Origin of the sequence: Natronococcus jeotgali DSM 18795, from assembly GCF_000337695.1 — an archaeon.
In the GTDB taxonomy this organism is placed as follows: Archaea; Halobacteriota; Halobacteria; order Halobacteriales; family Natrialbaceae; genus Natronococcus; species Natronococcus jeotgali.
The window spans coordinates 36,055-61,060 of sequence record NZ_AOIA01000116.1 but is presented as its reverse complement, the minus strand read 5'-3'; the positions used below and the strand labels follow the sequence as shown (position 1 = coordinate 61,060).

The 25,006-nt window shown below is 68.3% G+C and carries 29 protein-coding genes and 1 tRNA gene; 8 read left to right on the top strand and 22 right to left on the bottom strand.

The features are described from left to right. The first annotated feature begins 46 nt into the window (after positions 1 to 46). Entirely contained in the window at positions 47 to 1,081 is a 1,035-nt protein-coding gene (locus C492_RS12525) for a class I SAM-dependent methyltransferase (RefSeq protein WP_008424090.1), read from the top strand. A 514-nt stretch (positions 1,082 to 1,595) separates the two neighbouring features. On the opposite strand, the gene C492_RS12520 is transcribed toward C492_RS12525, so the two are convergent. From C492_RS12520 to C492_RS24650, 3 genes are read right to left on the bottom strand one after another with little or no spacing between them, the layout of a single operon-like run. After that, on the bottom strand, positions 1,596 to 2,120 hold the full coding sequence (locus C492_RS12520) for a hypothetical protein (RefSeq protein ID WP_008424088.1): 525 nt from the start codon (positions 2,118 to 2,120) through the stop codon (positions 1,596 to 1,598). Then, positions 2,121 to 3,809 carry a sodium/proline symporter gene (locus tag C492_RS12515; protein ID WP_008424086.1) on the bottom strand — a complete coding sequence of 563 codons (1,689 nt, stop codon included), beginning with the start codon at positions 3,807 to 3,809 and terminating at the stop codon, positions 2,121 to 2,123. Next, positions 3,799 to 3,945: a hypothetical protein gene (locus C492_RS24650; RefSeq protein ID WP_008424084.1), complete on the bottom strand. Its 147-nt coding sequence runs from the start codon at positions 3,943 to 3,945 to the stop codon at positions 3,799 to 3,801. Before C492_RS24650 ends, C492_RS12515 begins: the two co-directional genes overlap by 11 nt. 690 nt (positions 3,946 to 4,635) lie before the next feature. Between C492_RS24650 and C492_RS12510 the strand changes: the two genes are divergently transcribed. Beyond that, positions 4,636 to 4,709 (top strand) — tRNA-Thr (locus C492_RS12510). A gap of 242 nt (positions 4,710 to 4,951) precedes the next feature. Here C492_RS12510 and C492_RS12505 read toward each other — a convergent pair. The 5 genes from C492_RS12505 to C492_RS12485 form a co-directional block, all read right to left on the bottom strand. After that, complete coding sequence (locus C492_RS12505) at positions 4,952 to 5,227, bottom strand: hypothetical protein (RefSeq protein WP_008424082.1); 276 nt, start codon at positions 5,225 to 5,227, stop codon at positions 4,952 to 4,954. 97 nt (positions 5,228 to 5,324) lie between these two features. After that, on the bottom strand, positions 5,325 to 6,029 hold the full coding sequence (locus C492_RS12500) for an energy-coupling factor transporter transmembrane component T family protein (RefSeq protein WP_008424080.1): 705 nt from the start codon (positions 6,027 to 6,029) through the stop codon (positions 5,325 to 5,327). Then, positions 6,023 to 6,751: an energy-coupling factor ABC transporter ATP-binding protein gene (locus C492_RS12495; RefSeq protein WP_008424078.1), complete on the bottom strand. Its 729-nt coding sequence runs from the start codon at positions 6,749 to 6,751 to the stop codon at positions 6,023 to 6,025. The genes C492_RS12500 and C492_RS12495 overlap by 7 nt, the downstream gene beginning before the upstream one ends. 6 nt (positions 6,752 to 6,757) lie before the next feature. Beyond that, positions 6,758 to 7,345: a biotin transporter BioY gene (locus tag C492_RS12490; RefSeq protein WP_008424077.1), complete on the bottom strand. Its 588-nt coding sequence runs from the start codon at positions 7,343 to 7,345 to the stop codon at positions 6,758 to 6,760. Between the two features lie 87 nt (positions 7,346 to 7,432). Continuing rightward, positions 7,433 to 7,723 (bottom strand): DUF7545 family protein, encoded by a 291-nt coding sequence (locus C492_RS12485; RefSeq protein ID WP_008424075.1) that lies wholly within the window; start codon positions 7,721 to 7,723, stop codon positions 7,433 to 7,435. A gap of 107 nt (positions 7,724 to 7,830) precedes the next feature. Here C492_RS12485 and C492_RS24645 point away from each other — a divergent pair, with 107 nt between their 5' ends. Beyond that, positions 7,831 to 7,971, top strand: coding sequence for a DUF7557 family protein (locus C492_RS24645; RefSeq protein WP_008424073.1), 141 nt, complete (start codon positions 7,831 to 7,833; stop codon positions 7,969 to 7,971). A 3-nt stretch (positions 7,972 to 7,974) separates the two neighbouring features. On the opposite strand, the gene C492_RS12480 is transcribed toward C492_RS24645, so the two are convergent. From C492_RS12480 to C492_RS12465, 4 genes are all read right to left on the bottom strand, one after another. Next, positions 7,975 to 8,436: a DUF5799 family protein gene (locus C492_RS12480; protein ID WP_008424071.1), complete on the bottom strand. Its 462-nt coding sequence runs from the start codon at positions 8,434 to 8,436 to the stop codon at positions 7,975 to 7,977. A 76-nt stretch (positions 8,437 to 8,512) separates the two neighbouring features. Beyond that, a complete protein-coding gene (locus tag C492_RS12475) occupies positions 8,513 to 9,013 on the bottom strand; it encodes a gamma carbonic anhydrase family protein (RefSeq protein WP_008424069.1) in 501 nt (166 codons plus the stop codon). 466 nt (positions 9,014 to 9,479) lie between these two features. Further along, positions 9,480 to 9,875 carry an OsmC family protein gene (locus C492_RS12470; RefSeq protein ID WP_008424068.1) on the bottom strand — a complete coding sequence of 132 codons (396 nt, stop codon included), beginning with the start codon at positions 9,873 to 9,875 and terminating at the stop codon, positions 9,480 to 9,482. A 117-nt stretch (positions 9,876 to 9,992) separates the two neighbouring features. Continuing rightward, positions 9,993 to 10,721: a metal-dependent hydrolase gene (locus C492_RS12465; protein WP_008424066.1), complete on the bottom strand. Its 729-nt coding sequence runs from the start codon at positions 10,719 to 10,721 to the stop codon at positions 9,993 to 9,995. Positions 10,722 to 10,872: 151 nt separating this feature from the next. On the opposite strand from C492_RS12465, the gene C492_RS12460 reads away from it, so the two are divergent. The 3 genes from C492_RS12460 (at position 10,873) to C492_RS12450 (ending at position 13,931) form a co-directional block, all read left to right on the top strand. After that, positions 10,873 to 11,136: a hypothetical protein gene (locus C492_RS12460; RefSeq protein ID WP_008424064.1), complete on the top strand. Its 264-nt coding sequence runs from the start codon at positions 10,873 to 10,875 to the stop codon at positions 11,134 to 11,136. A gap of 101 nt (positions 11,137 to 11,237) precedes the next feature. After that, positions 11,238 to 13,361 carry a DHH family phosphoesterase gene (locus C492_RS12455; protein ID WP_008424063.1) on the top strand — a complete coding sequence of 708 codons (2,124 nt, stop codon included), beginning with the start codon at positions 11,238 to 11,240 and terminating at the stop codon, positions 13,359 to 13,361. 108 nt (positions 13,362 to 13,469) lie between these two features. Continuing rightward, on the top strand, positions 13,470 to 13,931 hold the full coding sequence (locus C492_RS12450; RefSeq protein ID WP_008424062.1) for an SHOCT domain-containing protein: 462 nt from the start codon (positions 13,470 to 13,472) through the stop codon (positions 13,929 to 13,931). Positions 13,932 to 13,970: 39 nt separating this feature from the next. On the opposite strand, the gene mnhG is transcribed toward C492_RS12450, so the two are convergent. From mnhG to mbhE, 7 genes are read right to left on the bottom strand one after another with little or no spacing between them, the layout of a single operon-like run. Next, a complete protein-coding gene (gene mnhG / locus C492_RS12445; protein WP_008424060.1) occupies positions 13,971 to 14,327 on the bottom strand; it encodes a monovalent cation/H(+) antiporter subunit G in 357 nt (118 codons plus the stop codon). Beyond that, positions 14,324 to 14,611, bottom strand: a complete 288-nt coding sequence (locus C492_RS12440; protein ID WP_008424058.1) for a monovalent cation/H+ antiporter complex subunit F — start codon at positions 14,609 to 14,611, stop codon at positions 14,324 to 14,326. The genes mnhG and C492_RS12440 overlap by 4 nt, the downstream gene beginning before the upstream one ends. Further along, positions 14,604 to 15,227: a Na+/H+ antiporter subunit E gene (locus C492_RS12435; protein WP_008424057.1), complete on the bottom strand. Its 624-nt coding sequence runs from the start codon at positions 15,225 to 15,227 to the stop codon at positions 14,604 to 14,606. The genes C492_RS12440 and C492_RS12435 overlap by 8 nt, the downstream gene beginning before the upstream one ends. After that, positions 15,224 to 16,840, bottom strand: a complete 1,617-nt coding sequence (locus tag C492_RS12430) for a Na+/H+ antiporter subunit D (protein WP_008424055.1) — start codon at positions 16,838 to 16,840, stop codon at positions 15,224 to 15,226. The genes C492_RS12435 and C492_RS12430 overlap by 4 nt, the downstream gene beginning before the upstream one ends. After that, the gene (locus tag C492_RS12425; RefSeq protein WP_008424053.1) at positions 16,837 to 17,190 is read right to left on the bottom strand and encodes a sodium:proton antiporter; all 354 of its coding nucleotides are present in this window, start codon (positions 17,188 to 17,190) and stop codon (positions 16,837 to 16,839) included. The genes C492_RS12430 and C492_RS12425 overlap by 4 nt, the downstream gene beginning before the upstream one ends. Beyond that, positions 17,187 to 17,651, bottom strand: coding sequence for an MnhB domain-containing protein (locus tag C492_RS12420; protein WP_008424051.1), 465 nt, complete (start codon positions 17,649 to 17,651; stop codon positions 17,187 to 17,189). Before C492_RS12420 ends, C492_RS12425 begins: the two co-directional genes overlap by 4 nt. Next, entirely contained in the window at positions 17,648 to 20,050 is a 2,403-nt protein-coding gene (gene mbhE, locus C492_RS12415; protein WP_008424049.1) for a hydrogen gas-evolving membrane-bound hydrogenase subunit E, read from the bottom strand. Before mbhE ends, C492_RS12420 begins: the two co-directional genes overlap by 4 nt. 133 nt (positions 20,051 to 20,183) lie before the next feature. Here mbhE and C492_RS12410 point away from each other — a divergent pair, with 133 nt between their 5' ends. Both C492_RS12410 and C492_RS12405 read left to right on the top strand, forming a co-directional pair. Then, positions 20,184 to 21,887: a tRNA uridine(34) 5-carboxymethylaminomethyl modification radical SAM/GNAT enzyme Elp3 gene (locus tag C492_RS12410; protein ID WP_008424048.1), complete on the top strand. Its 1,704-nt coding sequence runs from the start codon at positions 20,184 to 20,186 to the stop codon at positions 21,885 to 21,887. A 203-nt stretch (positions 21,888 to 22,090) separates the two neighbouring features. Continuing rightward, positions 22,091 to 22,594 carry a universal stress protein gene (locus tag C492_RS12405; RefSeq protein WP_008424047.1) on the top strand — a complete coding sequence of 168 codons (504 nt, stop codon included), beginning with the start codon at positions 22,091 to 22,093 and terminating at the stop codon, positions 22,592 to 22,594. Here C492_RS12405 and C492_RS12400 read toward each other — a convergent pair. From C492_RS12400 to C492_RS12390, 3 genes are all read right to left on the bottom strand, one after another. Then, complete coding sequence (locus C492_RS12400) at positions 22,591 to 23,529, bottom strand: biotin--[acetyl-CoA-carboxylase] ligase (RefSeq protein WP_008424046.1); 939 nt, start codon at positions 23,527 to 23,529, stop codon at positions 22,591 to 22,593. The two genes, C492_RS12405 and C492_RS12400, sit on opposite strands and share 4 nt — an antisense overlap. 39 nt (positions 23,530 to 23,568) lie before the next feature. Beyond that, positions 23,569 to 24,549 carry a tyrosine--tRNA ligase gene (locus C492_RS12395; protein WP_008424045.1) on the bottom strand — a complete coding sequence of 327 codons (981 nt, stop codon included), beginning with the start codon at positions 24,547 to 24,549 and terminating at the stop codon, positions 23,569 to 23,571. Positions 24,550 to 24,615: 66 nt separating this feature from the next. Continuing rightward, positions 24,616 to 24,894: a HalOD1 output domain-containing protein gene (locus C492_RS12390; protein WP_008424044.1), complete on the bottom strand. Its 279-nt coding sequence runs from the start codon at positions 24,892 to 24,894 to the stop codon at positions 24,616 to 24,618. Positions 24,895 to 25,006: the final 112 nt, after the last annotated feature.

Sequence of the window (25,006 nt, the reverse complement as noted above, 5' to 3'; positions counted from 1 at the left end):
CGCCGGAAGCGTCAGCGTTAGGAGCCGCGGACGGCGAGTGGACGGTATGGAGGTGCCCTGCGTCCGCGTCGAGCGCGAGGAGGGGGAACGAACGCGAGCGACCCTCGCCGAGGCGGACCTGATCGACGACGACTACGAGATCGCCGTCGCGGACGGGTGGCTCTACGTTCCCGTCCGCGATCCCGACGCGGTTCCCGACGGGTACGAGGTCGTCGAGCGAACCGTCGACGAGCGCCGGAGCCAGACGACTCCCGCCGACCTACTGTCGTTCGAACCGTCCTACGAGCGCCTCGGGCGAGCCGCCCTGCTCGACGAGGACGATCCGGATCGCGCGCGGGCGATCGCCGAGGCGATCCTCGAGTCGGATCTTCCCGTCGAGACGGTCCTGAACAAGGCATCGAAGGTCAAAGGCGAGACCCGGGTTCGTGACTGGGAACTGCTGGCGGGCGAGGGGACCGAGGTCGTCCACCGCGAGTACGGCTGCGAGTTCGCGCTGGATCTCGCCGAGGTGTACTTCTCGCCGCGGCTGGCGACCGAACGTCACCGCGTCGCCGAGCAGGTGGGCAGCGAGGCGTCAGACGCCTCGGAACGCGCGAGCGGGCGGAGCCCGCGAGCGTCGAGCGAGGAGCGGGCGTTCGACATGTTTGCCGGCGTCGGGCCGTTCGTAATCCCGTTCGCCAAGCGCGGCGCCGACTGCGTCGGCGTCGACGTCAACGAGACCGCGATCGAGTACCTCCGGGAGAACGCCCGGCGAAACGGCGTCGAGGACCGCGTCACGCCGATCTGCGACGACGTCCGCGAGGTCGCCCCCGAGTACGAGAACTGGGCCGACAGGATCGTAATGAACCTGCCTCACAGCGCCAACGCCTTTCTCGAGTCGGCTGTCACGGCCGCGGGCGACGACTGCACGCTGCACTACTACGACATCCAGCACGAGGACGACCCGTTCGGCCCCGGCGAGCGCGCGATCCGCGAGGCCGCCGAGTCCGAGTACGAGGTGACCGTCGAGACCCGGCACGTGGTCAGGTCGTACGCCCCCCACGAACTGAACGTCTGTCTGGACGTCCGCCTCGAGCGATAGCGTCGCTCGAGCGGGCGCGCGTTCGCGCGGATCGCGCTCGGACCTGCCGAACCGCTCCGCCGAAAGATATCATTCGGCAGAGAATGACCGACTAGGGACACGAATTCCGTCACTCTACATCGATCCCCGACGCGTTACCCGCCGCGCCCGATTCGAAAACGCGACGCGTACCCCGGTAGCGCTCCCTCTGGTTCCCGTCGACGGAAGCCAGCACTGACTCTCGAGGCAGCCGTGCCGAACGTCCCGTTCGAAAGCCGGAACGGATCCATTCTTTCCATCTCTTCCTCGATTGCGTGTCGGTGTTTCACTTCCACTCCGATTTATACGTCAAACACGACCTTTCGCTACCGCGGGTGTCCACACGAGACGTCCCTTCGAAACAGGTAATATATCAATCACTATTGTAGAATAGACAGTGTTCGGATACGTTTCTTCGGGCGATCACGGGACGATACCGACGGCCGCGAGATCCCGCCTTCGTTTCGAGCGAGCATCGGGTCGTCGGCGCGGGGCCTCAGTCCTCGAGCGGCGATTCGGTGGCGCGGACGCTGTCGACGATGACGTCGCCCTCGGGTCGGGACGCGAGCCAGTACAGCTTGTAGGCGTCGACGGAGCGCTCGAAACGCACGTCCGGCGCGGAGCTAACGGCGACCGTTCGGAGCGTCCAGTTGAACACGGCGTCCTCGGCCTTCTCGCGGGACTGGTCGTCGGAGAGCTCCGACGGGATGACGAGAACGTCGTCGACCGTTCGGTCCGTCGTTTCCGGAACCGTATCCGCGCGAACCGCGAGTCGGCGGGAGCGGTCGACGCTGACGACGTACTCGATCTCGCGATCCGCGATCAGCGGTCGGTCGACGGTGGCGGCCGCGTCGTAGATCCGATACGGGTACGCGACGGCGCCGACGCGACCGGTCGAGTCGACGTCGCCGCGGGTCACCGTCGGGCTGATCACGGGCAGGTCCGCACGCTCGCAGCGACCGCAGTCGTCCTCGAGGGACGCGGACGCATCCCGCCGTCCGGGGCGGTGCGCGTCGGTCATCTACTCGTCGCCCTCCTCCCAGTAGCCGCTGGCGGCGACGTGTGCGCGAACGTTATCGGTCTCCGTGACCGCTTTCGGGTCCACGTCGCGGCCGCCGTCGGTGACGTACTCCGGGGCCCCCGTCGGGGTATCGCCGCTCGAGAGCGCCGAGAGCGGTTTGTCGAACACGTCGAAGTGGTCGTCGACGCCTTCGGGCGGGCGCGTGGCCAGGGAGACGCCGATCAGCGTCGCCGTCGAGAGCACAAACGCCGGGAACAGCCCGTACACCCCGACGAGACCGGAGAGGAACGGCGACCCCTCGATCGCGCTCGAGAGCCCGACCGCGTCGACGACGATCGATAGCTGGGTCCACAGGATCATCGTCGCCGTGCCGACGATCATGCTCGCGACGGCGCCCTCGGCGGTGGTGCGTTTCCACCACAGCGCGGCGATAAGCGTCGGACCGATGGCCGCTCCGAGACCACCCCAGGCGTAGTCGAGAACGAGCGTGTAGATCGGCGTGTTTCTCGCCAGGTACGCGAAGGCGATGCTCGCCGAGCCGAGCCCGAGCGTCACGAACTGAGAGTACCGAACGAGTTTCGCCTGGCTCGCGTTCGGATTGACGTACCCGTGGTAGACGTCCTCGACGATGGCGCTGGTCGCGACCAGCAGCTGGGAGTCCGCGCTGGACATCATCGCGGCGAGGGCCGCCGCCAGGATGATCCCCGCGACGGCGCCCGGGAAGAACTCGAGCGTGAGCATCGGCATGACGTTGTTCGGATCGTCGATGCCGCCCTGACCGAAGGCGACCAGCGCGTACAGTCCGACGAACCCGGCGCCGATGTAGGCGACGAACATGAACAGCTGGGCGACCAGCGCCGCGAGGCGGATGTTCTTCACTTCGTCGATCCCCATAAACCGGACCATCACGTGCGGATTTCCGGGGATACCGAGCCCGATGGCGGCGTAGCTGATGATGCCGAAGATCGCGGCCCAACCGGTCATGCCAGCCGTGGCGCTCGCGTACGAACTCCCCGCGGCCGCGAGCTCGTCGAAGGGAAGCCCGTAGTTGGCGAACGCGATCACGGGCAGGAGGATGAACGCGAGCAGGATGATCGCGCCCTGGAAGTAGTCGGACCACGCGACGGCGAAGTAGCCGCCGAGGATCGTGTAGCCGACGACGATGACTCCGCCCGCGAGGATCCCGACCAGCGTCTCGACGCCGGTGAGGACCTCCAGCAGCGTCCCCGCGGCGACGATCTGGGCCCCCACGTAGCCGCCCTCGAAGATCATCAGGACGAACGCGGAGACCCCCTTGACGCGTCCGGTGTCGTCTTGCAGGCGCGTCTCGAAGAAGGTCGGCAGCGTGACCGCTTTGACGATCTCCGTGTACTTCCGGAGGCGTTTCGCGAGCCCGGCCCACGCGAACAGATCGGCGGGAATCATCCCGAGACCGTTGTAGAAGGCCATCACGCCCGTTCCGAACGCGTCGCTGGGGACGCCGAGCGTGAGCCAGCCGCTCATCTCCGATGCTCGCTCGGAGAATCCCGTGACGACGGGACCGATGCTTCGCCCGCCGATGACGTAGTCGTCGACGGAGTCCATGAGTCGCGAGGAGTAGAATCCGATACCGAGGAGAACGAGGAGGTACGTCGCGAACGCCCCGAGGACCCAGACCCCGGCCGAGCCGGCGATTCCGTTACCGGCCATGCTCCGCCTCCTCGTAGCGCCGCCGGAGTCGCTTCTCCCGTCGTCCCTCCCAGACGTAGTACACGCCGAGCATCACTAGATACGCCGCGAACGGTCCGAACAACCAGACCAGGTTGACGGAACTGTTCTCGAGCATTATCGTCGTGTGATCACTATCCTTGTATAAGGATACCGGATCACCCTCTTTTGGCGGAGAACGCGACGAGACGGCCGTTCTGGAGAAACCCGACGCGCTGTAGACCGAACTATTCTAGATTTACTTACAATCATATGTTTGTAATCATTTATAACGCTATCCGCGCAGCTCGAGCCGATCGAACGCTGTCGTTGCTCCGTCGGGCGTGATCGATTCTATCCTCGATATATCATTCTCTATTTCTATACTAATATAATATACTTTCTCAGATACTAGTCTTGTCTCCTTCGGAAGCCAAATACCGTTACAGCGCCCCCATATGCGTGTAGAGCGCCGATAAACCAGTACGAATTCGATCCTCGACCTCACTACCAGGAGTATCGGATGACCGGGTCGCTCTTCATCGATTCCCTCATACACGGGTCATATCGGTCCGTAACCCGGCTTCGTCTTCCCCGACTATCGAGTACCTGAAAACGGTCCCGATCGCAATCTCACGACAGATTAGATATGTATCGATAGAGTAGACAGATTACAGATGTTTCCACAGCGTCGGATGAGGACGCGTCAGTCTACACAGAGGAGTCCACTCGCCGACTCGAGGGTCGTGTGAACTCGTTCCAGGACCGAAGCGATTCGCAATCCTTATGACTGGTATCGGCCTTATCCGTAATTGCACACCACGAGTGTGCCGGTGTAGCTCAGACTGGCAGAGCGAATCCTTCGTAAGGATTAGGTCGAGGGTTCAAATCCCTCCACCGGCTTTTCCTCTCCAAACGGCTTCCTTCGAGCGAGTCGAACGTGCGTTCTGACCGCTCAGAGCAGGGTACGGCCGTGCTGTGGTCCTCTTCGTAACGGATCACCAACTCCCGTGTACGATTGCTTCTCGGCACGTAAAGGAGGCTCGCTGCGCTCGACGTTCGGCACCGTTACGGAGTCGACGATCGACTCGGAACCGCGATGTCCGGCATTCCGACTCCGGTGCGGGTGTTCACGGAGCGTTCCGTCAGCGAGTTCGACGGGCGACGTACTCGTCGCGACCGATCTTCTCGAGGGCGTCGGACGGGAGACGGAGCAGGTCGCTGCGGCGCTTCGGGAGCACGCCGTCCATCACGGCCCCGCTCGCGTAGTCGACCGACCACTCGAGGTCGACCAGCGAGACGTCGCTCGCCTCGAGAACCCGACCGACGGCGGTTCCCGGTTCGGGGTCGAGCTCCCGCCTGATCGCGTCGGGAAGTTGCTCCGAACGGACGCGAACCATGTCGCCGGGGCGCAGCTCCATTCGTGTGTGCCGTCGTCCCGAGGCGGGTTAATGATTCCGGCCCGGCCAATACTTCGTTTGACGGCCGCTCGAGGACCCAGTACGGGCTTTGGGGCGGTCACAGGAACGCCGTCGCCGTCAGCGCGACGGCGATTCCCAGCGCAGGCGCGTCCCGTCGGGAGAACGCGAGTTCGGGCAGCGTCGGGTTCCACGAAAAACACCTGGCTCGCAGCGCGAGCGAGAGTCGGTCGGCGCGGGCGAACGTCCGCGAGAGCCCGTTCATCGCGGTCGTCGTCGCGCGCTCGCGGGCGCTCCGTTCGGTGCCGAGGCGTGCGGCCATCGCGTCGCGGATCGTTCGCAGATCCGAGCGGACGACTGGCAGGAATCGGAACACGAGCGCGACGCCGACGCCGACCAGCTGGCCGGGCTTCCCGGGAACCGTCCGCTGGATCGCCGCCCGGGAGTCCCGAATCGGCGTGGTCCGGACGTAGACGGCGCTGACGAGCAGGACGAGCAACACCCGGTAACCCGCCAGCGCGGTGGCCAGTCCCGCCTCGAGGTCGACCCACGGCGGACCGAGCGTCGCGGCCGCGACGAGGGGGCCGACCGCGAGGATCGCGAGCGCGAACCGGTAGGCGTACAGCGTCCGCAGCGGCCGCACCTGCGCGAGGCCGAGCGCGGCGAGCGCGAACGCGGTGAGCCCGGCCAGCGCCCGCGGCGTCGCGTGCGCGAGGGCGGTCGTCGCGAATCCGATCTGAACCGCCAGCTTGGCCCGGGGGTCGAGCGCGTGGACGACCGTGTCGCCGGGTTCGTAGGTCAGCATCGGCTGTCGGGCCGCCCGCGCGCTCGCGGCACCCGAACGGGGAGTCCCTCGAGGGAGTCGGCGGCGCGAGCGGGCGGGTCGTCGACGACGATGCGGCCGTCGGTCATCGCGAGCACGCGGTCGGCGAGCCCGAGAACGTCCCGGAGGTCGTGGGTCGCGAGCAACACTCCGGTGCCGTCGGCGGCCAGCGCCTCGAGTCGGTCGAGCACGGATCGGCGCGCGGGCTCGTCCAGTCCGGTGAAGGGTTCGTCGAGCACCAGGTGGGTCGGCTCCATCGCGAGCGCACCCGCGATGGCGACCCGGGACTGCTCGCCGCCCGAGAGCGTCTCGATCCGTTCGTCGGCGCGTCCTCGCAGGTTCACCGCCTCGAGGGCCGCCGCGACGCGGCGGTCGATCTCGGCGCGCTCGAGGCCGAGGTTCTCCGGGCCGAAGGCGACGTCGTCGCCGACGGTCGCGGCGACGAACTGGTCGCGGGGGTGCTGGAAGACCATCCCGACGCTCGTGCGCGCGGCGATCGGATCCGCTGCGACGTCGACGCCGTCGACCAGCACCGATCCATCGTCGGGCGTCAGGAGGCCGTTGCAGTGTCGCAGCAGGGTCGTCTTCCCGCTGCCGTTAGCCCCCGCGAGGACGACGAACTGCCCGTCGTGGATCGATCGGGAGACGCCCTCGAGGATCGGGACGTCCGCGAAGCCGAAGGTGACGGAACGGAACTCGATCATGAGGGATCAGGCGTCGAGCGTGTCGATTCGACCGCTCTCGACGATCGCGACCGCGGCGGCGATCTTCAGCACCTCCCCGGGAACGAACGGCAAGGCGCCGACGGTAACCGCCTCCCAGAGCTCGAGCTCGAGCAGCCAGGCCATGTAGCCGACGCCCATCGCGTAGATCAGCGCCGTCGCGGCGACGAGCGCGGCGACGACAACCGCCGTCGAGACCGCGGCGGGATCGCGCAGGTCGGTGCCGCGGTGGACGAGCAGCCCGATCAGGCCCGCAGCTATGGGGTACGACCAGAGGTAGCCGGCTGACTCGGCGACGAGGACGCCGAGCCCGCCGCTCATCCCGGCGAACACCGGGAGTCCGATCCCGCCGGCGGCGAGATAGAGTAGTATCGAGGCGGGCCCCCAGACGGGACCGAGTAACAGCCCCGCCAGAAAGACGAACAGGACCTGCAGCGTGATCGGCGCCGGCGAGAACGGGATCGGGATCGCGATCGGCGCCGCCGCCCCCAGCAGCGTCGCCAGCAGCGCCGCGCGGGCGAACGCGCCGACGACGCCGGCGTCGACGAGGTCGACGTCGCTTCGTTCGGTTGCCATACGTCACGACGCACGTAAACTGTGATTAAAACTTCGGTTTACGGGACGTCGGCGATCGCCGACGCGAGAACGGAACGGTCCCGACGGTCAGTGCTGGTGTCCGGTTGCCTCGGCGAAGGTCTGTCCGAACCGCTCCTCGAACAGCTCCATGATCCGTTCCTCCTGGGCCTCGAGTTCCGGATCCGTCCCCTCGCCGTGGTGGACGAAGTGGTGGGCGCGGCTGGCGAACGACAGCAGGGCGATGTCGCCGACGGTCTCGGCCGAGTCCTGGTCGCCTTCCGCGAGGAGGTCGACGAGTCCGGCGGGGAGCGCCACCTCGTCGGTCGCGCCGTCGTCGGTCGAAATCGTGAGCGTGATCGTGTCGACGTCGTCGGTCATACTCCGACCGACGGGGGGCGTACCTAAAGGTGCTGTGACTCGTCGGGCCGAGCGGTGTGGTACCGACACCCGCGATGCTTTTGGCCCTCGGTGACGAACCGGGAGGTATGCCTCCCGTCGAACTCGAGGCGGAGACGATCGAACGGCTGGACGGGCTACGCGTCGAGGACGAGTCCTACGACGAGCTCGTCACCGAGCTGATCAACATCTACGAGACGAGCGAGCTCACGCTCTTTCACGCGGGCTAACGGTCAGCCGTCGGCCGCAGCCCGGCGGACCGAGTCCCACCGCCCCTTCGACTCGAGTTGCGTCTGAAGCTCCTGGGCGTACTCCTGGGTGAGCTGTTCGGCCGCCCGGAGCTTCTCCTCCCGGTCGTCGCCGCCGTCCCCGCCGAGTCCGAGCGCGCCGAGGATCGAATCGAGGACGCCGCCCGACGAGCTCGTGGGGCCGCCACCGCCGCCCTGGCCGCCCATCGCGCCCATCTGCCGGTCGACGTTCTCGAGTTCGGGGATGATCTGGTCGACCTTCTCGGTGTCGGCGACGATCCGGGCCCGGTCGGGGTCGTCGGCGTCCTCGATCTCGAACTCCGTGGCCGTCATGATCAGGCTCCACTGCTGGCTCGAGAACCGCGAGTCCTGGACGCGCTGTGAGAACTCCTGATCGACGGTCATCCGTTCGCCGACGATCCGGTCCGTCCACGAGGTGTCGCTCATGGCCGTCGATTGCGCGGGTGCGCGTATCAGCGTTTCCCCGTCGGGCGTCGCTCCTCGAGGGGCTGCGGGCGCCGAGTCAGTCCAGCCGCTCCGAGCCCTCGGCGTGGCGGGTCGCGAGCTCGACGTACCGGTCGGCCGTCTTCTCGAGGTGGGGGTCGTCGACCTCGGTTTTCGGTTCCGCGGGCGCCCCGGCGACGAGCGTCGAGGGTTCGACCACGGTGCCCTCCGTGACGACGCTCCCGGCCGCGACCACGGCACCCTCCCCGATCCGGGCGCCGTCGAGGACGACGGCGTTCATTCCGATTAGGGCGCGCTCGCCGACGGTCGCGTCGTGGACGATCGCGCTGTGACCGACGGTGGCGTAGGCTTCGAGTTCGGCGTCCTCGTGGAGGACGGCGTTGTCCTGGACGTTCGCGCCCTCGCCGACGACGATCCGACCGTGATCGCCCCGAAGGGTGACGTTCGGCCAGACGCTGGCGTCGGCCTCGACGACGACGTCGCCGATGACGACCGCGCTCTCGTCGACGCGGGCCGAGTCGGCGACCCGCGGTTCCGTGCCTTCGAACGAGCGTAGCATGGCGACTACCTCTCGCGATCGGGGCTTGAATCTACCGTCGATTGGACCGACCGCGGCCCGTTTCTCGTCGTCGATCGTATAAATACCAATGTATGTTGGCGGTACCTCTAATGCGGTATCCCCACTACGGAGAAGTAGGCAGCGGTCGGACGTACCGAAATACATCCGTAGCCCGCTGCCGTGCATCGAAGGCCCCATCTTCGAATCAGGAAGTCTACCCCGCTTCCGTCCCCGGAGATCACCTTCGACGTGGAGGGTTCGACCCCGCTTCCGTTCACCCCAAGACAGTCACCGTGATCAGGGGGGTCAGACCCGCTTCCGTTCTGCGGCTTCCTTCCCTTTCCGCTCGCTTCGAACAGCGACGCGACCGGCGATCGGTTCTGCCGTACCGCAGTCGGACGGCCCGCTCGCGGAGGTATCGACGACCGATTCCGCCCGTGACGTCGACGAAAAACCGGTCTCGACGCTAGAAGGCGCCGCCCTCGAAGTCGGTGTCGGCGTGAAGGCTGTCCTTCAGGGCGTCGTGGACCTTACAGAGCTCGAACGCCCGGTCGATGACCTCCTGGCCGGTATCGTCGTCGACGTCGGCCTCGACGCGGATGTCGAAGTGGACCGACTCGAGCTTGTCGTCGTCGTTGAGCTCGCCCGTCGACTCGATCTCGATCCGACCGAGGTCGCCGGCGTCGCGCTGCTGACCCCCGACGCGAAGCGCGGGCACGTAGCAGGACGCGTACGCCGCCAGCAGGCTCTCGAGGGTGTCCGGCGCCTCTTCGCCCTCGGCGTCGATCGTCGTCTCGAACTCGCCGATCTCGTTCGTCGCGCTGAACCCCTCCTCGGAGACGGTGGTGACTTGTTTCGACATCGCAGTGGAAACAACCACAGCGGGAGTCGTAAACGTTGTTCTCGCCGTCAACATCGTCCGGTTCGAGGAACGAACGCGGTCGTTCACGCTCGAGCGAGGTGTGGCGGCCGTCTCGGCTCAGCTCTCGAGTTCGAACGGCTCGTCGGCCTCGGGGACGTGGACCTCGGCGTCGCTGCCCGCGGCGGCGACCTCGCTCTCGAACTCCTCGGGGTCCTGCTCGATCGGCGGGAACGTGTCGTAGTGCTGGGGGAACGCGTGATCGACGTCGAGCCAGTCGACGGCGACGGCGGCCTGCCAGGGCCCCATCGTGAAGTGGTCGCCCATCGGCACCGCGGCGGCGTCGGGCTCGAGGTACGGACCGATCACCTCGCGCATCTCGGTCATCAACGAGGTGTCGCCGGCGTGGTAGAACGCCGTCGACTCCTCGTCCGACACTTGCGTCGGCTTCGTATCGGAGATCACGAAGCCGGCGGGCATCCCCGCGTCGACGTCGTACTCGGTCATGATCCCGTTGGTGTGGTCGGCTCGAACCATCGTGACGAACGCGTCGTCACACTCGACGGTGCCGCCGAGGTTCATCCCCATCCCGCCGACGGCGTCCTCGAAACCGAACTCCTCCTCGCAGTAGGAGACGAGCTCGGGGGTCGCAACCAGCGTCGCGTCGCTGAACTCGCCCGCGTCGGCGATGTGGTCGGCGTGGCCGTGGGTGAGCAGTACGTAGTCGGGGTCGTCGACCTCGGCGGGCTCGAGGTCCGTCTTCGGGTTGTCGAAGAACGGGTCGATCAGCAGGTCGGTGTCGCCGACGGTGACGCGCCACGTCGAGTGGCCGTGCCAGGTGAGTTCCATAGCAGGCCAACGGTTGGGCGGAGATCGTCTTAAAGCTGGTCGCAGGAGCTGCCGTGGAGTCCGCGACTGCGGGCGGCGACGGCGCGTCGGCGAACCGGCAACCCGCGGTCCGATGCCGTGGCGTTTTTTGTCCGGGGTTCCTACGGCGAGTATGCTCTCGCTTTCGCTCGAGGAGTTCATGGTCGAACTGAACGAGGGATCGATCAAGAACGTCGGTCCGACGAACAAGTCCGCGACGGTCAAGCTGTTCGACGTCGAGGAGGCCGAGGCCCGCGAGTTCGGCGACAAGCGGGTCAAGCTGGTCTTCGAGGACGAGGACGGCAACGAGGTGCAGGTGTCGCTGTTTCCCGAGGACGTCCGGAAGATCGTCGAGGACGTCGAGGCTCTCGAGGACGATTCCCCGGTCTTCGAGTGAGCGACGGTCGATCCGGAGCGGGTTCGGCCGACGAATCGGTCGGTGCCGCCCCGATCGCATTCCGACAACCGTTTTAGGGCGAAACTGCTTGGTTCGTGTAGATGGGTAACTGTATCATCTGCGGCACGTCTGTCGACGGCGAGATCTGCCAGAGTCACGAGGAGGACGCGGTCTTCGAGTTCCGCGGCACCGCGCCCTCGCAGCTCACCCCCGGTCGCTACTACCGGGGCACCGTCGACGGCTACGCCGATTTCGGCGTGTTCGTCGATATCGGCGACCACGTAACCGGTCTGTTGCACAGAAGCGAACTGGACAAGCGACTCGAGAGCCTCGACTGGGAGCCCGGCGACGAGGTGTTCGTCCAGGTGCTCGACGTTCGGGACAACGGCAACGTCGATCTGGGCTGGTCGATCCGCCAGCGCGAACGGGAGTTCCGCGGCCACCTGATCGAGACGGCCGACGACGAGTTCCTCCCCGAGGAGCTCGAGGACGACGGCGACGACGATTCCGACGACGATTCGGCCGACGACTCCGACGCCGAGCCCGAACCTGCGCCCGAGACCGCCGCGAGCGCCGACGATACCGGCCCGAGCGACGAGTCGAGCCCGTCGACGGGCGGCGCCGATACGGTCGCGGCCGAGAGCGGTTCCGTCGCCGCGGAAACCGCGGTGTCGACCCCGGCGACCGACGACGCCGCCGACGCCGAACCCGAGGCCGAGCCCGCGCTCAAGCGCACGACGATCGACTCGATCGGCAACCAGGTCGGCAGCGTCGTGCGTCTCGAGGGCGAGATCACCGGCGTCCGCCAGACCTCCGGTCCGACGGTCTTCGAACTGCGCGACGAGACCGCCACCGTCGAGTGCGCGGCCTTCGAGGAGGCCGGCGTCCGGGCCTACCCCGACGTCGACGTCGAGGACGTCGTCGCCCTCGAGGGCGAGATCGAGCGCCACCACGGCGACCTGCAGGTCGAAACCGAGACCCTCGAGGTCCTCGAGGACGAGGCCCGCGAGACCGTCGTCGACCGCCTCGAGACCGCGATCGAGCGCGAGGCCCGACCGGCCGACGTCGCCCCGCTGGCCGACCACGACGCGGTCGCGGCCGTCGAGGCCGAGATCGGCGACGCCGCGACGGCGATCCGCCGCGCGGTCATGGAGGCCCGTCCCGTCGTCGTGCGCCACGCCGCGACCGCCGACGGCTACGTCGCCGGCGCCGCTATCGAGCGCGCCGCGCTCCCGCTGATCCGCGAGAAACACACCCGCGAGGACGCCGAGTACCACTACTTCGAGCGCCGACCGCTCGAGGGACGGGTCTACGACATGGACGCCGCAACCGACGACGTCACCTCCATGCTCGAGGCCCGCGACCGCCACGACGAGCAGCTCCCGCTGGTCGTGCTCGTCGGCGCCGGCTCGACCGTCGAGTCCGTCGACGGCTACGAACTGCTCTCGCTGTACGGCGCCGAGGCGCTGGTCGTCGACGACAGCCGCGCCGACGAGGAGGTCGTCGACGCGGTGACCGCCGCCGTCGCGCCCTCGCTGGCCGGCGCCGACGTCGCCGACGTGACCTCGACCGCCCTCGCGGCGAACGTCGCCGCCCACGTCAACGACGACGTCCGCGCCGACCTCGAGCACCTGCCGGCGGTCAGCTACTGGGAGGACGCCCCCGAGACGTACCTCGAGGTCGCCGCCGAGGCCGGCTACGACGAGACCGATCTCTCCGAGCGCCGCGAGGCCGTCGCGCTCGAGGCGTTCTACCAGAGCTACAAGGACAAACGCGAACTCATCGCCGACCTGCTGTTCGACGGCAACGCCGACCTCGCGGCCCACGTCTCCGAGCAGTTCCGCGACAAACTCGAGACAGAACTCGAGACCGCCCGCGAGAATCGCACGACTCGGGAGGTCGACGGGCTGACCGTGACGGTGCTCGACACCGACGCGTTCACCCACCGCTACGACTTCCCGACGACGATCCTGCTGCTCGACGCGCTCCACCGCCGCGAGCGCGAGGAGTCGGTCGCCACGCTCGGCGTCGGCGACGACGAACTCCACGTTCGCACGACCGAACGGGTCGACGTCCGCGACCTCGGGAGTGCGATCGCCGAACGCGTGCCAAACGGCGGCGTTCACGTCGTCGGCGGCCGGGACGGCCACGTCGAGTTCCTGCCCGGCGAGCGCGACGCCGTCCAGGAGGCCGCCCTCGAGGCCCTCGGCGAGACGCTCGCGTAATCGCGCCCTTCTCCGTCGTCGGCACAACCGGCCAGTGGCGACGCTCGTTTACGGCCCGTCGGCGAGCGGGCAGGAAGTACTTTGCCCGTTCCGCACGCAGGAGTCCACGTGAGCGACGATCCGAGGACCCGGTTACGCGAGAACGCGACGGAGGTCGCGACGATGGGAGTCACCGGACTCTGGCTCGCGCTCCTGTTCCTTCCGGGCGGCGACGGCCTCTGGCTCCCGGTCTTGCTGTTCGGATACGTGGCCGTCGTTCCGCTGGTGGCGCTGCTGTTCGGCGACGAGGCGGATCGACGCGAGTGGTGGGACGGCTGGTGGAGCACGTCGAGTTCGACCGAGGAAGCACAATCCGACGCCGACGCGGCCTCCTCGACGCCGACCGACGGCCGGGACGCCCTCGAGACGCTCCGGGATCGCTACGCGGCGGGCGAGTTGACCGACGACCAGTTCGAGCGGAAACTCGACCGACTGCTCGAAACCGAGACCCTCGAGGACGCCGAGCGCTGGCGTCGCGGGAGCGCGCGGCGAGATCGCGGCGTCGACCGAGAGCTCGAGCGGGACCCGTGAGCGAGGCGCTCGGGCGGCGAGTGCCCGTTTCGTGCGCGGTCAGTCGTCCGAGTTCTCGTCGTCCGCCGACTCGTCCGTCGACGGCGGCTCGGGCCAGACGACGCTTCCCGTGAACGGGACGCCGCTGCGCTGGGCGGCGCGGGCGATCATGTGGGCGCCGGTCGGTACGGTCAACAGCAGGAAGGCGATTCCGATGAGCGCGGTGAGCCCCTCCGCGCCCGGACCGAACTGGACGAAGCCGGCCAGGAAGATCGCGGCCGTCCCGAGCGTCGTCGGTTTGCTCGTCGCGTGCATTCGGTTGTAGACGTTCGGGAACCGGAGCAGGCCGATCGTGCCCACCGTCAGGAAGAAGACCCCGACGACCACGAGCGCGGCGACGGCGATCGCCCGGATCATTCGATGATCTCCCCCTCGGTAACGAACTTCGCGACGACGACGGTCGCGATGAAGCCGATGATCGCGAGCACCAGGCTCACCGTGACGAACAGCCCCCGGCCCGTCTGGAGCGCGAACAGGACGGCGATCGCGACGACGTTCGTGGCGATGGCGTCGAGCGCGACGACCCGATCCGGCGTCGTCGGCCCCCGGATGACTCGGTAGCTACAGAGCACGCAGAGCCCGGCGACGAGGATCAGCGCCGCGCGGACCGTCCACTCGAGGAAGGCGGGATCCTCACTCATCGTCGCTCGACCTCCGTTCGGACTCCGGCTCGACGCCCCGCTCTCGCGCCCGGTCCTCGGCCTCGCGCCCGGTGACGATGTCCGGTTCCGGGTCGGTCGGCGACCGACGTTCGTCGAAGATCTCGAGGGCGTAGTCCTCCCAGCTTCGGATCGGCGCGGCGACGTCGGCGGGGGCGCGGCCGTCGATCACGTGGACGTACAGCGCGTTCGCGTCGCCGTCGTGGTCCAGGGTGACCGTCCCCGGCGTGATCGTGATGCTGTTGGCGATGACCGTGACCGCGGCGGCGGACTCGACGCGCAGCGGCACCAGGATCACGTCGGGCTCGATCGGCATCCCCGGCGACAGCACTCGGTAGGCCACGTCGACGTTCGCGCGGACGAGCTCCCATCCGAACGCGCCGAGATAGCCCGCCACAGCCGGCGAGACCCCCAGCAGCCGGCCGAGATCGACGCGGTCGACGTAGAGCCGACGGAAGAGGTAGGCGATCGGGAGCCCGACGGCCAGCCCCCCGAGGAACTGCCCGAGCAGCGTCGTCGGCTCGAGGGTGCTCCCCCGGACGAAGACCCACAGCACGCCGAAGGCCACGCCCGCGACGGGCCAGGCGCGAACTCTCACTCGAGCTCACCTCCGGGGTCGACCGCCTCGACGTACCCCTCCGCGTCGAGCGCGGCCTCCGCGGCGAGTTCGGCGAACCGGTAGACGGGTTCGAAGCCGACGCCGACGGCGAGGATCGCCCCCGCGAGCGCGAGGACGACGGCGACCTGCACCGGGTCGACGGTCGCCTCGTCGACCGCCGGGGTTCGGGCCCCCCAGAAGCTCCGGTTCCACACCCGCGTCGCGTACGCGATCGTCAGCAGCGAGCCGCCCAGCAACAGTCCGAGTACCGGCGCCGATCCCGCTCGAGCCGCGGCGTCGAACACGAGGAACTTCCCGAAGAAGCCCGACAGCGGGGGGATGCCCACGAGCGCGAGCGAGCCGACGAAGAAGGCGATCGCGAGCGGCGGCGACCGCCCCGCGAGCCCGCCCAGTTCGGCGAGGCGGCTCGTTCCGGTGGCGCTCCGGACGGCGCCGACCGCGAGGAAGAGCAGCCCCTTCGCCAGCGTGTGGTTGAGCGCGTAGACGAGCGCGGCGACGATCGCGACCTGGCGGAGCCCGCTCGAGGTCGTCGTCGCCGCGATCGCGACGGGGATCGCGATGAAGCCGATCTGGCCGATGCTCGAGTACGCGAGGACGCCCTCGATCGAGTCCCGGCCGACGGCGCCGAGCCCGCCGACGAGGATGCTGGCGGCGGCCATGACGAACAGGGCGGCGCCGACGAACGCCAGTGGGGAGTCGCCGGCGACGCCGAGTCCCGGGATCGGTAGCTCGAGGGAGACCCCGATCTGGGCGCCGGCGAGCACGGTGAACGAGAGCCGGACGATGGCGTAGATGCCGACCTTTTTCGTCGCCCCCACCAAGAGGGCGGTGATCGGCGGGGGCGCGGCCCGGTAGGCGGTGGGGATCCAGAACTGGAACGGGACGAGCCCGGCCTTGATGGCGAACACCGACAGCAACAGCGCGAACAGCCCGACGACCGGGACGGGATCGATCCCGTAGGCCGCGGGGTCGGCCAGTCGCCGGGCGAGGTCGGCCATGTTGAGGGTGCCCGTCACCGCGTAGATCCCGCCGACTCCGAGCAGGAAGACGGCCGAGGCCAGCAGGTTGAGCGCGACGTACCAGAACGCCGCTCGAGTGTGTTGGGGGCCGCCGTAGTAGGCGACGAAGACGTAGCTGGCCATCAACATCACCTCGAACCAGACGAACAGGTTGAACAGGTCGCCCGTCAGGAACGACCCCGTCACGCCCAGCAGCAGGAAGTAACACAGCGGGTAGTAGAAGGTCCGCGACCCGGAGTGGGCGGCATAGCGCCGCGAGAAGACGATCGAGGCGAGCGCGATCGTCGCGACCATCGACAGCATAAACGCCGAGAGGGCGTCGGCGACCAGCGTGATCCCGAACGGGGCCGCCAGCCCGCCGACCTGGTAGGTCGCGATCCCCGGTGCGTCCGGCGCGAGGACGACGGTCCAGGCCAGCGCACCGACGGCGACCGCGTAGCCGACGACGCCGCCGAGAGCCACGACGCTCCGAACCCGCCGCCGACGGCCCGCCAGAAGCGCGGCGACGGCCGAGACGAGAGCGACCAGCATCGGCGCGATCACGACTGTCTCGGCCGAGGTCTGGGCGATCATCCGCGATCACCCAGCTCGGAGGCGTCGAGCGTGTCGTGTTCCTCGTACACCCGATAGGAGAGCACGAGCGCGAACGCGGTCATCCCGAACCCGATGACGATGGCGGTCAGGACCAGCGCCTGAACCAGCGGGTCGGCCGTCTGCGGGGCGCCCTCGCCGTGGCCGGCCAGCACCGGAACCGTCTCGAAGCCGCCCTCGACGATGCCGCCCATCGCCAGCAGGTAGACGTTCGCCGCCTGGCTGACGATAGCCAGCCCCCAGACGACCCTGATCAGGTCCCGCCGCAGCAACAGGAACGTGCCCAGCGCGAACAGCGCGCCGACGACGAGCGCGAGGACGAACGCCGTCATTCGGCTCCCACCACCGAGAGGATCGTCAGCAGGCCGCCGACGACGACGCAGTAGACCCCGAAGTCGAACGCCAGCGCGCTCGCCACCTCGAGGTGGTGGTAGATCGGGATCCCCTCGAGGACGACGTACGACTGCGAGAGGAACGGGTAGCCGAGCACGAGCGGCACTAGCCCGCTGCCGACCGCGAGCGCGAGCCCGACCGCGAACAGTCGACGGTAGGCGGCGACGACCCGATCTCGCGACGGGGTCTTGCCGGGCTCGACCTCGCGGCCGAGCACGCCCCGCTCGAGGAAATCGAGCCCGAACGCGACGTAGACGACCACGAAGGCGGTCGTCGTGAGCACGCCCGCGATGAACCCGCCCCCCGGGAGGTTGTGCCCCTCCACGAACAGGGAGACGGCGACGACTAGAATGATCGGGACGACGACGCGGGTGGTCGTCCGCATGATGATCGTCGTCACTCCGTTTCACCTCGAGTCTCGGCCGAGTCGGTCGCGTCGTCGGCCGTGTTCGTGCGGTCGGGGCGCATGACGATCAGCGTGATGATCGAGACGGCGGCGGTCGCGACGACGACGAGTTCGCCCAGCGTATCGAAACCGCGGAAGTCGACGAGGATCACGTTGACGATGTTCGTTCCGCCGCCCTCCGGAACGGCCTGCTCCGCGTAGTAGCGCGCGATCGCGGTCGTTCCGTCGGGGCGGGCGTCGGTCGTAACGAGTACCGTGACGAACGCGGTGGCGCCGACGAGCGTCGAGAGTGCGGCGTCGCGAACGACCCGACCGAGGTCGACCTCGTAGTACCGGGGGATCTCCTCGATCACGAGCAGGAAGATCACCAGCACGAGCGTCTCGACGACGAGCTGGGTCAACGCGAGGTCGGGCGCGCTGGCGAGGATGTAGAAGATCGCGATCATAAAGCCCAGGATCGAGAGCGTGAGCACGCCCGCGACGTGGGAGGGCGCGGTGACCACGGCCAGTCCCGCCACGACCGCGACCACCAACACGAGCGCGACCGCGATCGGAGCTTCGAGCCCGACCTCGAGGGGAAGCGGGGTTCCCGTCGCCGCGAACCCCGACAGCGCGAGCAGGCTGGTCGCGGCCAGCGTCCACGTCGCGTACGTCCGGAGGAGTCCGTTGTGGACCCGGTCCCCGAGCCGGGCGCCGCCCCCGGCGAGCGCGGCGACGGTCGCGTCGTACCACCAGTTCGCCCCGATCGGCGGTACCGCGGCCAGGACCGCACGGATCCCCCGGTGGAGCCGGTCGTAGAACGGATACGCGAGGAGCCCGAGCCCGATCGTCACGGCGCTCATCGCGACGGCCGGGGAGAGCTCCGTCGGCAGCGAAACGTGCATCTCGTGGGTCTCGACGGCCGTCGCGTCGACTCCCGACTGGACGATCGCCCGGACCGCCAGCTCGGGGTCGACGCTGACGACGGCGGTGAGCGCGGCGAGGACGGCCGGCGGGAGCACCAACAGTACGGCCGGCCGGTGGACGTCGCCGAGCGCGGTCGGTCGCTCCCCGACGAACAGCGCGAGAAAGCGCAGCGAGTAGAGCACGGTGAAGACGCTCCCGAAGACGGCGACGGCCGGGTAGAGCCACTCGAGGGCGCCGATGTCGTAGGTGTGACCCGCCTCGACGGCCGCCTCGAACAGCAGTTCCTTCGAGTAGAAGCCGCTGAACGGCGGGATGCCGGCCATGCTGAGGCCGACGACGGCGGCGACGAGCGCGGTCACCGGGAGATCCCGCCGGAGGCCGCTCAGCTCCGCGAGCCGTCTGGTCCCGGTCTCGTGGGCGACGATACCGGCGACGAGGAAGAGGGCGGCCTTGAACAGCGCGTGGTTGAGCAGGTGGAAGACCCCCGTTTCGGCGCCAAGCACCGAGGTGAAGCCGAAGCCGGCGATCATCAACCCGAGGTGACTCGCCGTCGAGTACGCCAGCAGCTCCTTGATGTCCGTGGAGGCGACCGCGAGGATCGCACAGACGGTCATCGTCGCGAGCCCGAGCGTCGCGAACAGGACAAGCCACTCGGGGCCCGCGAACAGCGGCCGTACCCGGCCGACGAGGTAGACGCCGACTTTCACCATCGTCGCGGAGTGGAGAAACGCCGAAACGGGCGTCGGCGCCGCCATGGCGTTGGGCAGCCAGAAGTGCAACGGCACCTGCGCGGACTTGGCCGCCGCGCCGACCGCGATCAGCCCGAGCGCGGGGACGAACAGCCCCCGATCGCGAAGCGCCGTCGCCACGGCGTCGGGCTCCTCGAGCATCGCCGCGAGGTCGAACGCCGCCGCGGGGCCGACGGCGTCGCCGGCGGCCAGCGAGAGCAACAGGAAGCCGACCAGCAGGAACAGGCCGCCGCCGACGGTGACGAACATCGCCATCCGGGCGGCGTAGGCCGACTCCTCGTCGTCGGTGTGGTAGCCGATCAGAACGAACGAGCAGAGGCTGGTCAGTTCCCAGAACAGGAAGATCGCGATCAGGTCGGCCGCGAGCGCGACGCCGAGAATCGACCCCATGAAGGCGAGCAGGGCGGCGTAGTACCGGGACAGCGACGACTCGCCGTGCATGTACGCCGCGGAGTACGCGAAGATGAGCGTTCCGATCCCGCTCGCGAGCAGGGCGAACAGCAGCGCCCACCCGTCGACGTAGAACCGGAGCGCGACCTCGAGCGAGGGGATCCAGGAGAGTTCGACGGCACCCTCGGATCCGTACTGGGTGGCGAGCAGTCCGAAGCAGGCCGCCGCGACGGCGGCGCCGACGTATCCCGTTCGCTCGCCGAGCGCGCGGAACAGAAGCGGCGTCGCCCCCGCGGCGGCGAACGGCAGCACGACGGCTAGCAACACGATCGACAGCTCCGGACTCATTCACTCTGGTAAGCATAGCCGCAGCCGGGCCTTAACGATTCGCCCGGAATGCGCGACGATCGGCGTCGCGGCCGCCGTTCGCTGGCGGGCGTCTCCGACACGCTTATTCGCGGCGCGCGACGAAGCCCCTGTAGTGAGTACCGAGACGCCCGAACCGACCGAAACCGAGGCGTTCGAGCGGGTCTGCGAGACGCTCGTCGAGCGCATCCTCGCCGGCGAGATCGACCGCGACGAGGTCGAGAAAGCCAAGCTCGAGGCGTGTTCGGACCACTCGGCGCCGAAGGTGCCGAAGAACTCGGAGCTGCTGGACTACGCGCCCCAGGAGCACCGCGAGGACCTCGAGACGGTGCTCCGGCGCAAACCGGTCCGGACCGCCTCGGGCGTCTCCCCGGTCGCGATCATGACCTCGCCCGAGCGCTGTCCCCACGGGAAGTGTCTCTACTGTCCCGGCGGCCCCGACTCGGAGTTCTCGAGCTCCCAGAGCTACACGGGCGAGGAGCCCGCGGCGGCCCGCGGGGTTCAGAACGACTACGACCCCTACGGCCAGGTCACCCTGCGGCTCGAACAGCTCCGGGAGATCGGCCACCCGGTCGACAAGGTCGAACTCATCCTGATGGGTGGGACGATGACCGCCCGCAGCCACGACTACCAGGAGTGGTTCGTCAAGCGCGCCCTCGAAGCGATGAACGACTACGACGTCGACAAGGAGCCCGAACCCGCAGAGGGCGTCAGCTTCGCCGAGGACCCCGAGGAGTACGAGTTCAAGTACCTCGAGGACGTCATCGCCGAGAACGAGACCAACGACATCAGGAACATCGGGACGACCTTCGAGACCAAGCCCGACTGGTGCGATCCCGAGCAGATCGACCGCATGCTCGAGCTGGGCGGGACGAAAGTCGAGGTCGGCGTCCAGACGACCTACGAGCGAATCAACCGCGAGATGCACCGCGGCCACGGCGCCCAGGCGTCGATCGACGCCAACCGCCGGCTGCGAAACGCGGGCTTCAAGGTCGGCTTCCACATGATGCCGGGCCAGCCGGGGATGAGCAAGGAGATGTGTCTCGAGGACTTCCGCCGGCTGTTCGAGCAGGAACAGTGGAAACCCGACTACCTCAAGATCTACCCGATGCTGATCGTCCGCGGGACCGCGACCTACGACTGGTGGCACGAGGGGGAGTTCGACCCCCTCTCCAACGAGGAGGCCGCCGAGCTGGTCGCCGAGATCAAGGACATGATCCCCCGATACACGCGGCTTCAGCGGGTCCAGCGGGACATTCCGGCCGACTACATCGACGCCGGCGTCTGGAAGTCGAACCTCCGACAGCTCGCCCGACAGCGCATGGACGAGCACGGCTGGTCCTGTGACTGCATCCGCTGTCGCGAGGCCGGGATGAACGACGAGGAGCCCGAAACCGTCGAGCTCGACGTGACGACCTACGACGCCTGCGGCGGCACCGAACACTTCATCTCGGTCGAGGACTTCGAGAAGGACCTCCTGGTCGGGTTCTGTCGGCTCCGATTTCCCCACGGGGACGGTCCCGCGGGCCGCGCCCCGTCGGTTCCGGAGGGCGATCGACTCCGACCCGAACTCGAGAACGCCGCCCTCGTCCGCGAGCTGCACGTCTACGGGAGCGAGGTCGCGATGGGCGACGAGGGCGACGCCGGCCAGCACCAGCACAGGGGGTACGGTCGCCGACTGATGACCCGCGCGGAGGAGCTCGCGGCCGACGCCGGCTACGACAAGGTAAGCGTCATCTCCGGGATCGGTGCGCGGGAGTACTACCGGAACAAGCTGGGCTACCACCAGGACGGTCCCTACGTGAGCAAACGGCTCTGAGCCGCCCCGACCGTTCGATCCGTTTTCGTCGCTCGTCGGTTCGGCCGCGAACCGCGTCCCCGAGCCGTGCCGTCGCTCTCCGGTTCGACGCCCGCTCGAGCCGATCGTCCCTTCTCGAGACTCACCTATCAGTATTCGCGGGAGAATCGCTCGATACTACCACAACGTTATTACTTGCGGGGCGTTATGCCATATGGTAACAGATGTACGACTGCATTCTCGTCCCGACCGACGGTTCGCCGGAGGGCGAGCGCGCGCTCGAGTACGCCTTCGACCTCGCGCGCGCTCACGACGCGACGGTCAAGGCGATCTACGTCGCCAACGTCGCCAGCTACGGCGGCCTGCCGATGGAGACCGCCTGGGAGGGGATCGGCGAGGCGCTGCGCTCGGAGGGTCAGGGCGCGCTCGCGCGCGTCGAGGAGCTCGCCCCCCCGGACGTCGCCGTCGAGACGGAGATCATCGAGGGGTCGCCGAGCCAGGTGATCGTCCGGGAGGCGACGCCCGACAGCTGCGACCTCGTGGTCATGGGCACGCACGGTCGCGGCGGGATCGATCGACTGCTGCTGGGTAGCGTCGCCGAGCGGGTCGTCAGGCAATCGCCAGTACCCGTGCTGACGGTTCGGTTGGACGAAAAGGAGTCGGCGTCCGAGTCCGACCGCCAGCCCGAGGCCGCGGAGGGCGAGACGCCGGAGCCGTCGGACGTCTAGCGCGGCCGCAGGTGCTCGCAGTCGCCGGCCGAGACCGTCTCCCGGCCGTCGTCGGTCTCGACGACCAGCGCCCCGCTATCGGTGACGTCGACGGCCTCGCCGACGAGTTCGTCGCTCGCTCGCTCGACCCGAACCCGCTGGCCGAGCGTCAGCGCCAGCTCGCGCCAGGCCGGGACGACGCCCTCGAGGTCGGTCCGGAGGCGGTCGAACTCCTCGAGCAGTCGCTGGACGAAGACGCGCCGATCGACGTCGCCCGCCTCGGCGCGGATCGAGGTCGCCTCCGGCGGCAGGGCGTCGGCGTCGACGTTCGCGTTGACGCCGATTCCGACGACGAGCCACGCGATCCGGTCGGTCTCGCCCTCCATCTCCGTGAGGATCCCCGCGAGCTTGCGGTACCCGCCCTCGTCGTCGACGGGCACGACGACGTCGTTGGGCCACTTGATGCGGGCGTCGACGCCGGCCTCCCGAGCCGCCCGCGCGGTCGCGACCGCCGCCGCGAGCGTGTACAGGGGCGCGCGAGCCGGCGCGACCTCGGGCCGGAGGACGGTACTCAACCAGACGCCGCCCGACGGCGCGGTCCACTCGCGTTTCAGCCGACCCCGACTCCCGGTCTGTTCGTCCGCGAGGACTCCGACGTCGCTGGCCCCGTCGGTCGCCAGCTCGCGGGCGCGGTCGTTGGTACTGGTGATCGCGTCGTGGTACTCGATCGAAAAGGGCGCCTCGAGCCCGTACTCGACGGCGGGGCCGTTGTACGTCGTGACGTCAGTTAGCGTGTAGCCGTTCGAGCCGCCCTCGATCTCGAATCCGTCCTCGCGCAGCGCGTCGATTTGTTTCCAGACGGCCGCCCGCGAAATGTCGAGGTCCTCGGCGAGGTCGGGACCCGATACGGGTCCGTCGCCGATCGCCTCGAGGATCGCTCGCCGCGTGTCGTTCATACCGAAGGGAGGGGAGCGATCGCACTTGAATCGGCCGGCTCAGCCCCGCAGTTCGCGCAGCTTCTCGCGACCCGGCGCGATCAGCTCGTCGAGGTAGGTCGCGAGGGTGCCCTTCGCGTCGGCGGGGTGGAGCTCGCCGGACTCGAGGTCGGCGGCCAGGGCCTCGTACTCCTCGTAGGTCAGGTCGCCGCCGTACTTCTCGGGGCGTTCGACGACGACCTCCTCGAAGCGCGGGAAGACGTGGTACTCGAACAGTTCGAGCACGGGGTTCTCGAGGTCGCCCTCCGGGTCGCGCGTGGGCGGGCAGAAGGCCGAGTTGACCTTCTCCTCGAGCTCGTCGGTCGAGTCCTCCATCGAGATCGTGATCCCCTCGCTCGAGGACATCTTCCCCTCGCCGCTGGTGAGGTCGGCGACGATCGGCGTGTGCAGGCACGGGCGGGCCTCGTAGCCCAGCTCGGGCAGTTCCTCGCGGGCGAGCATGTGGACCTTGCGCTGGTCGAGCCCGCCGACGGCCAGATCCAGGTCGAGGTACTCGATGTCGAGCGTCTGCATCAGCGGGTAGACGAGGTGGCTGACCTTCGCGGTCTCGCCCGACTGGAGCTCGGCCATCGCGCGCTGGGCGCGGTTCATCGTCGTCGAGAGCTCGAGCTCGTGGAGGTCGAGGGTGTACTCCTCGTCGAGCTGGAACTCCGAGCCGTAGACGAACTCCGTGTTCGACTCCTCGAGGCCGTAGGCGGTAAACTGCGCTTTCATCTGCTCGGCGGTCTCGCGGATCTCCTCGAAGCTGCCCTTCCCGTTGAGGTAGGCGTGGACGTCCGCGAGCAACACGACGACCTCCATGCCGGCGTTCTGGAGGTCGATCAGCTTGTTGGCCGTCAGCAGGTGTCCCAGGTGGAGCACGCCGGAGGGCTCGTAGCCGACGTAGACGCGCTTGCCCGCGGGATCGGCCGCGAGTTCGCACACCTCCTCGTCGGTTACGACCTCGTCGGCGTTTCGCGTGATCAACTCGTAGGCGTCCATCTCTATCTCATCGCACCCGTCGGACGGTTTTATAGTAACCGACCCGCGCTCGCGGTCGGCGCCGGATCAGCGCTCGGCGCGGGCCACCGTCGCCGTTCCGTCCTGGCGCACCCGGAACCGGTACCCCTCGTAGGTGAACTCGACCGTGGCGTCGGCGGTCGCGCGGGGCGGCGAGGAAAACAGCGCCGAGAGCAGTTCGTTGACGCTGTAGTACACCGGCGACAGGTCGGTCGGCTCCCGATCCTCGAGCGCGGCGACGAGCGCCGGAATCTGCGCCGCCGGCGTCTCTTCGTCCGTCTCGAGTGTCCGTCTCGTTATGACGTCCTCGTTGTCCGTCGTGTTCATCTGAGTGTACGCAGTTCCGATCGATAGCTCCGTAACCGTTCCACTGGCGTATGCACGCAGTCTCCGCCCGCCGTCGATTCGGGCCGCGACGCGAGCCGCGGCCACTGCCTGC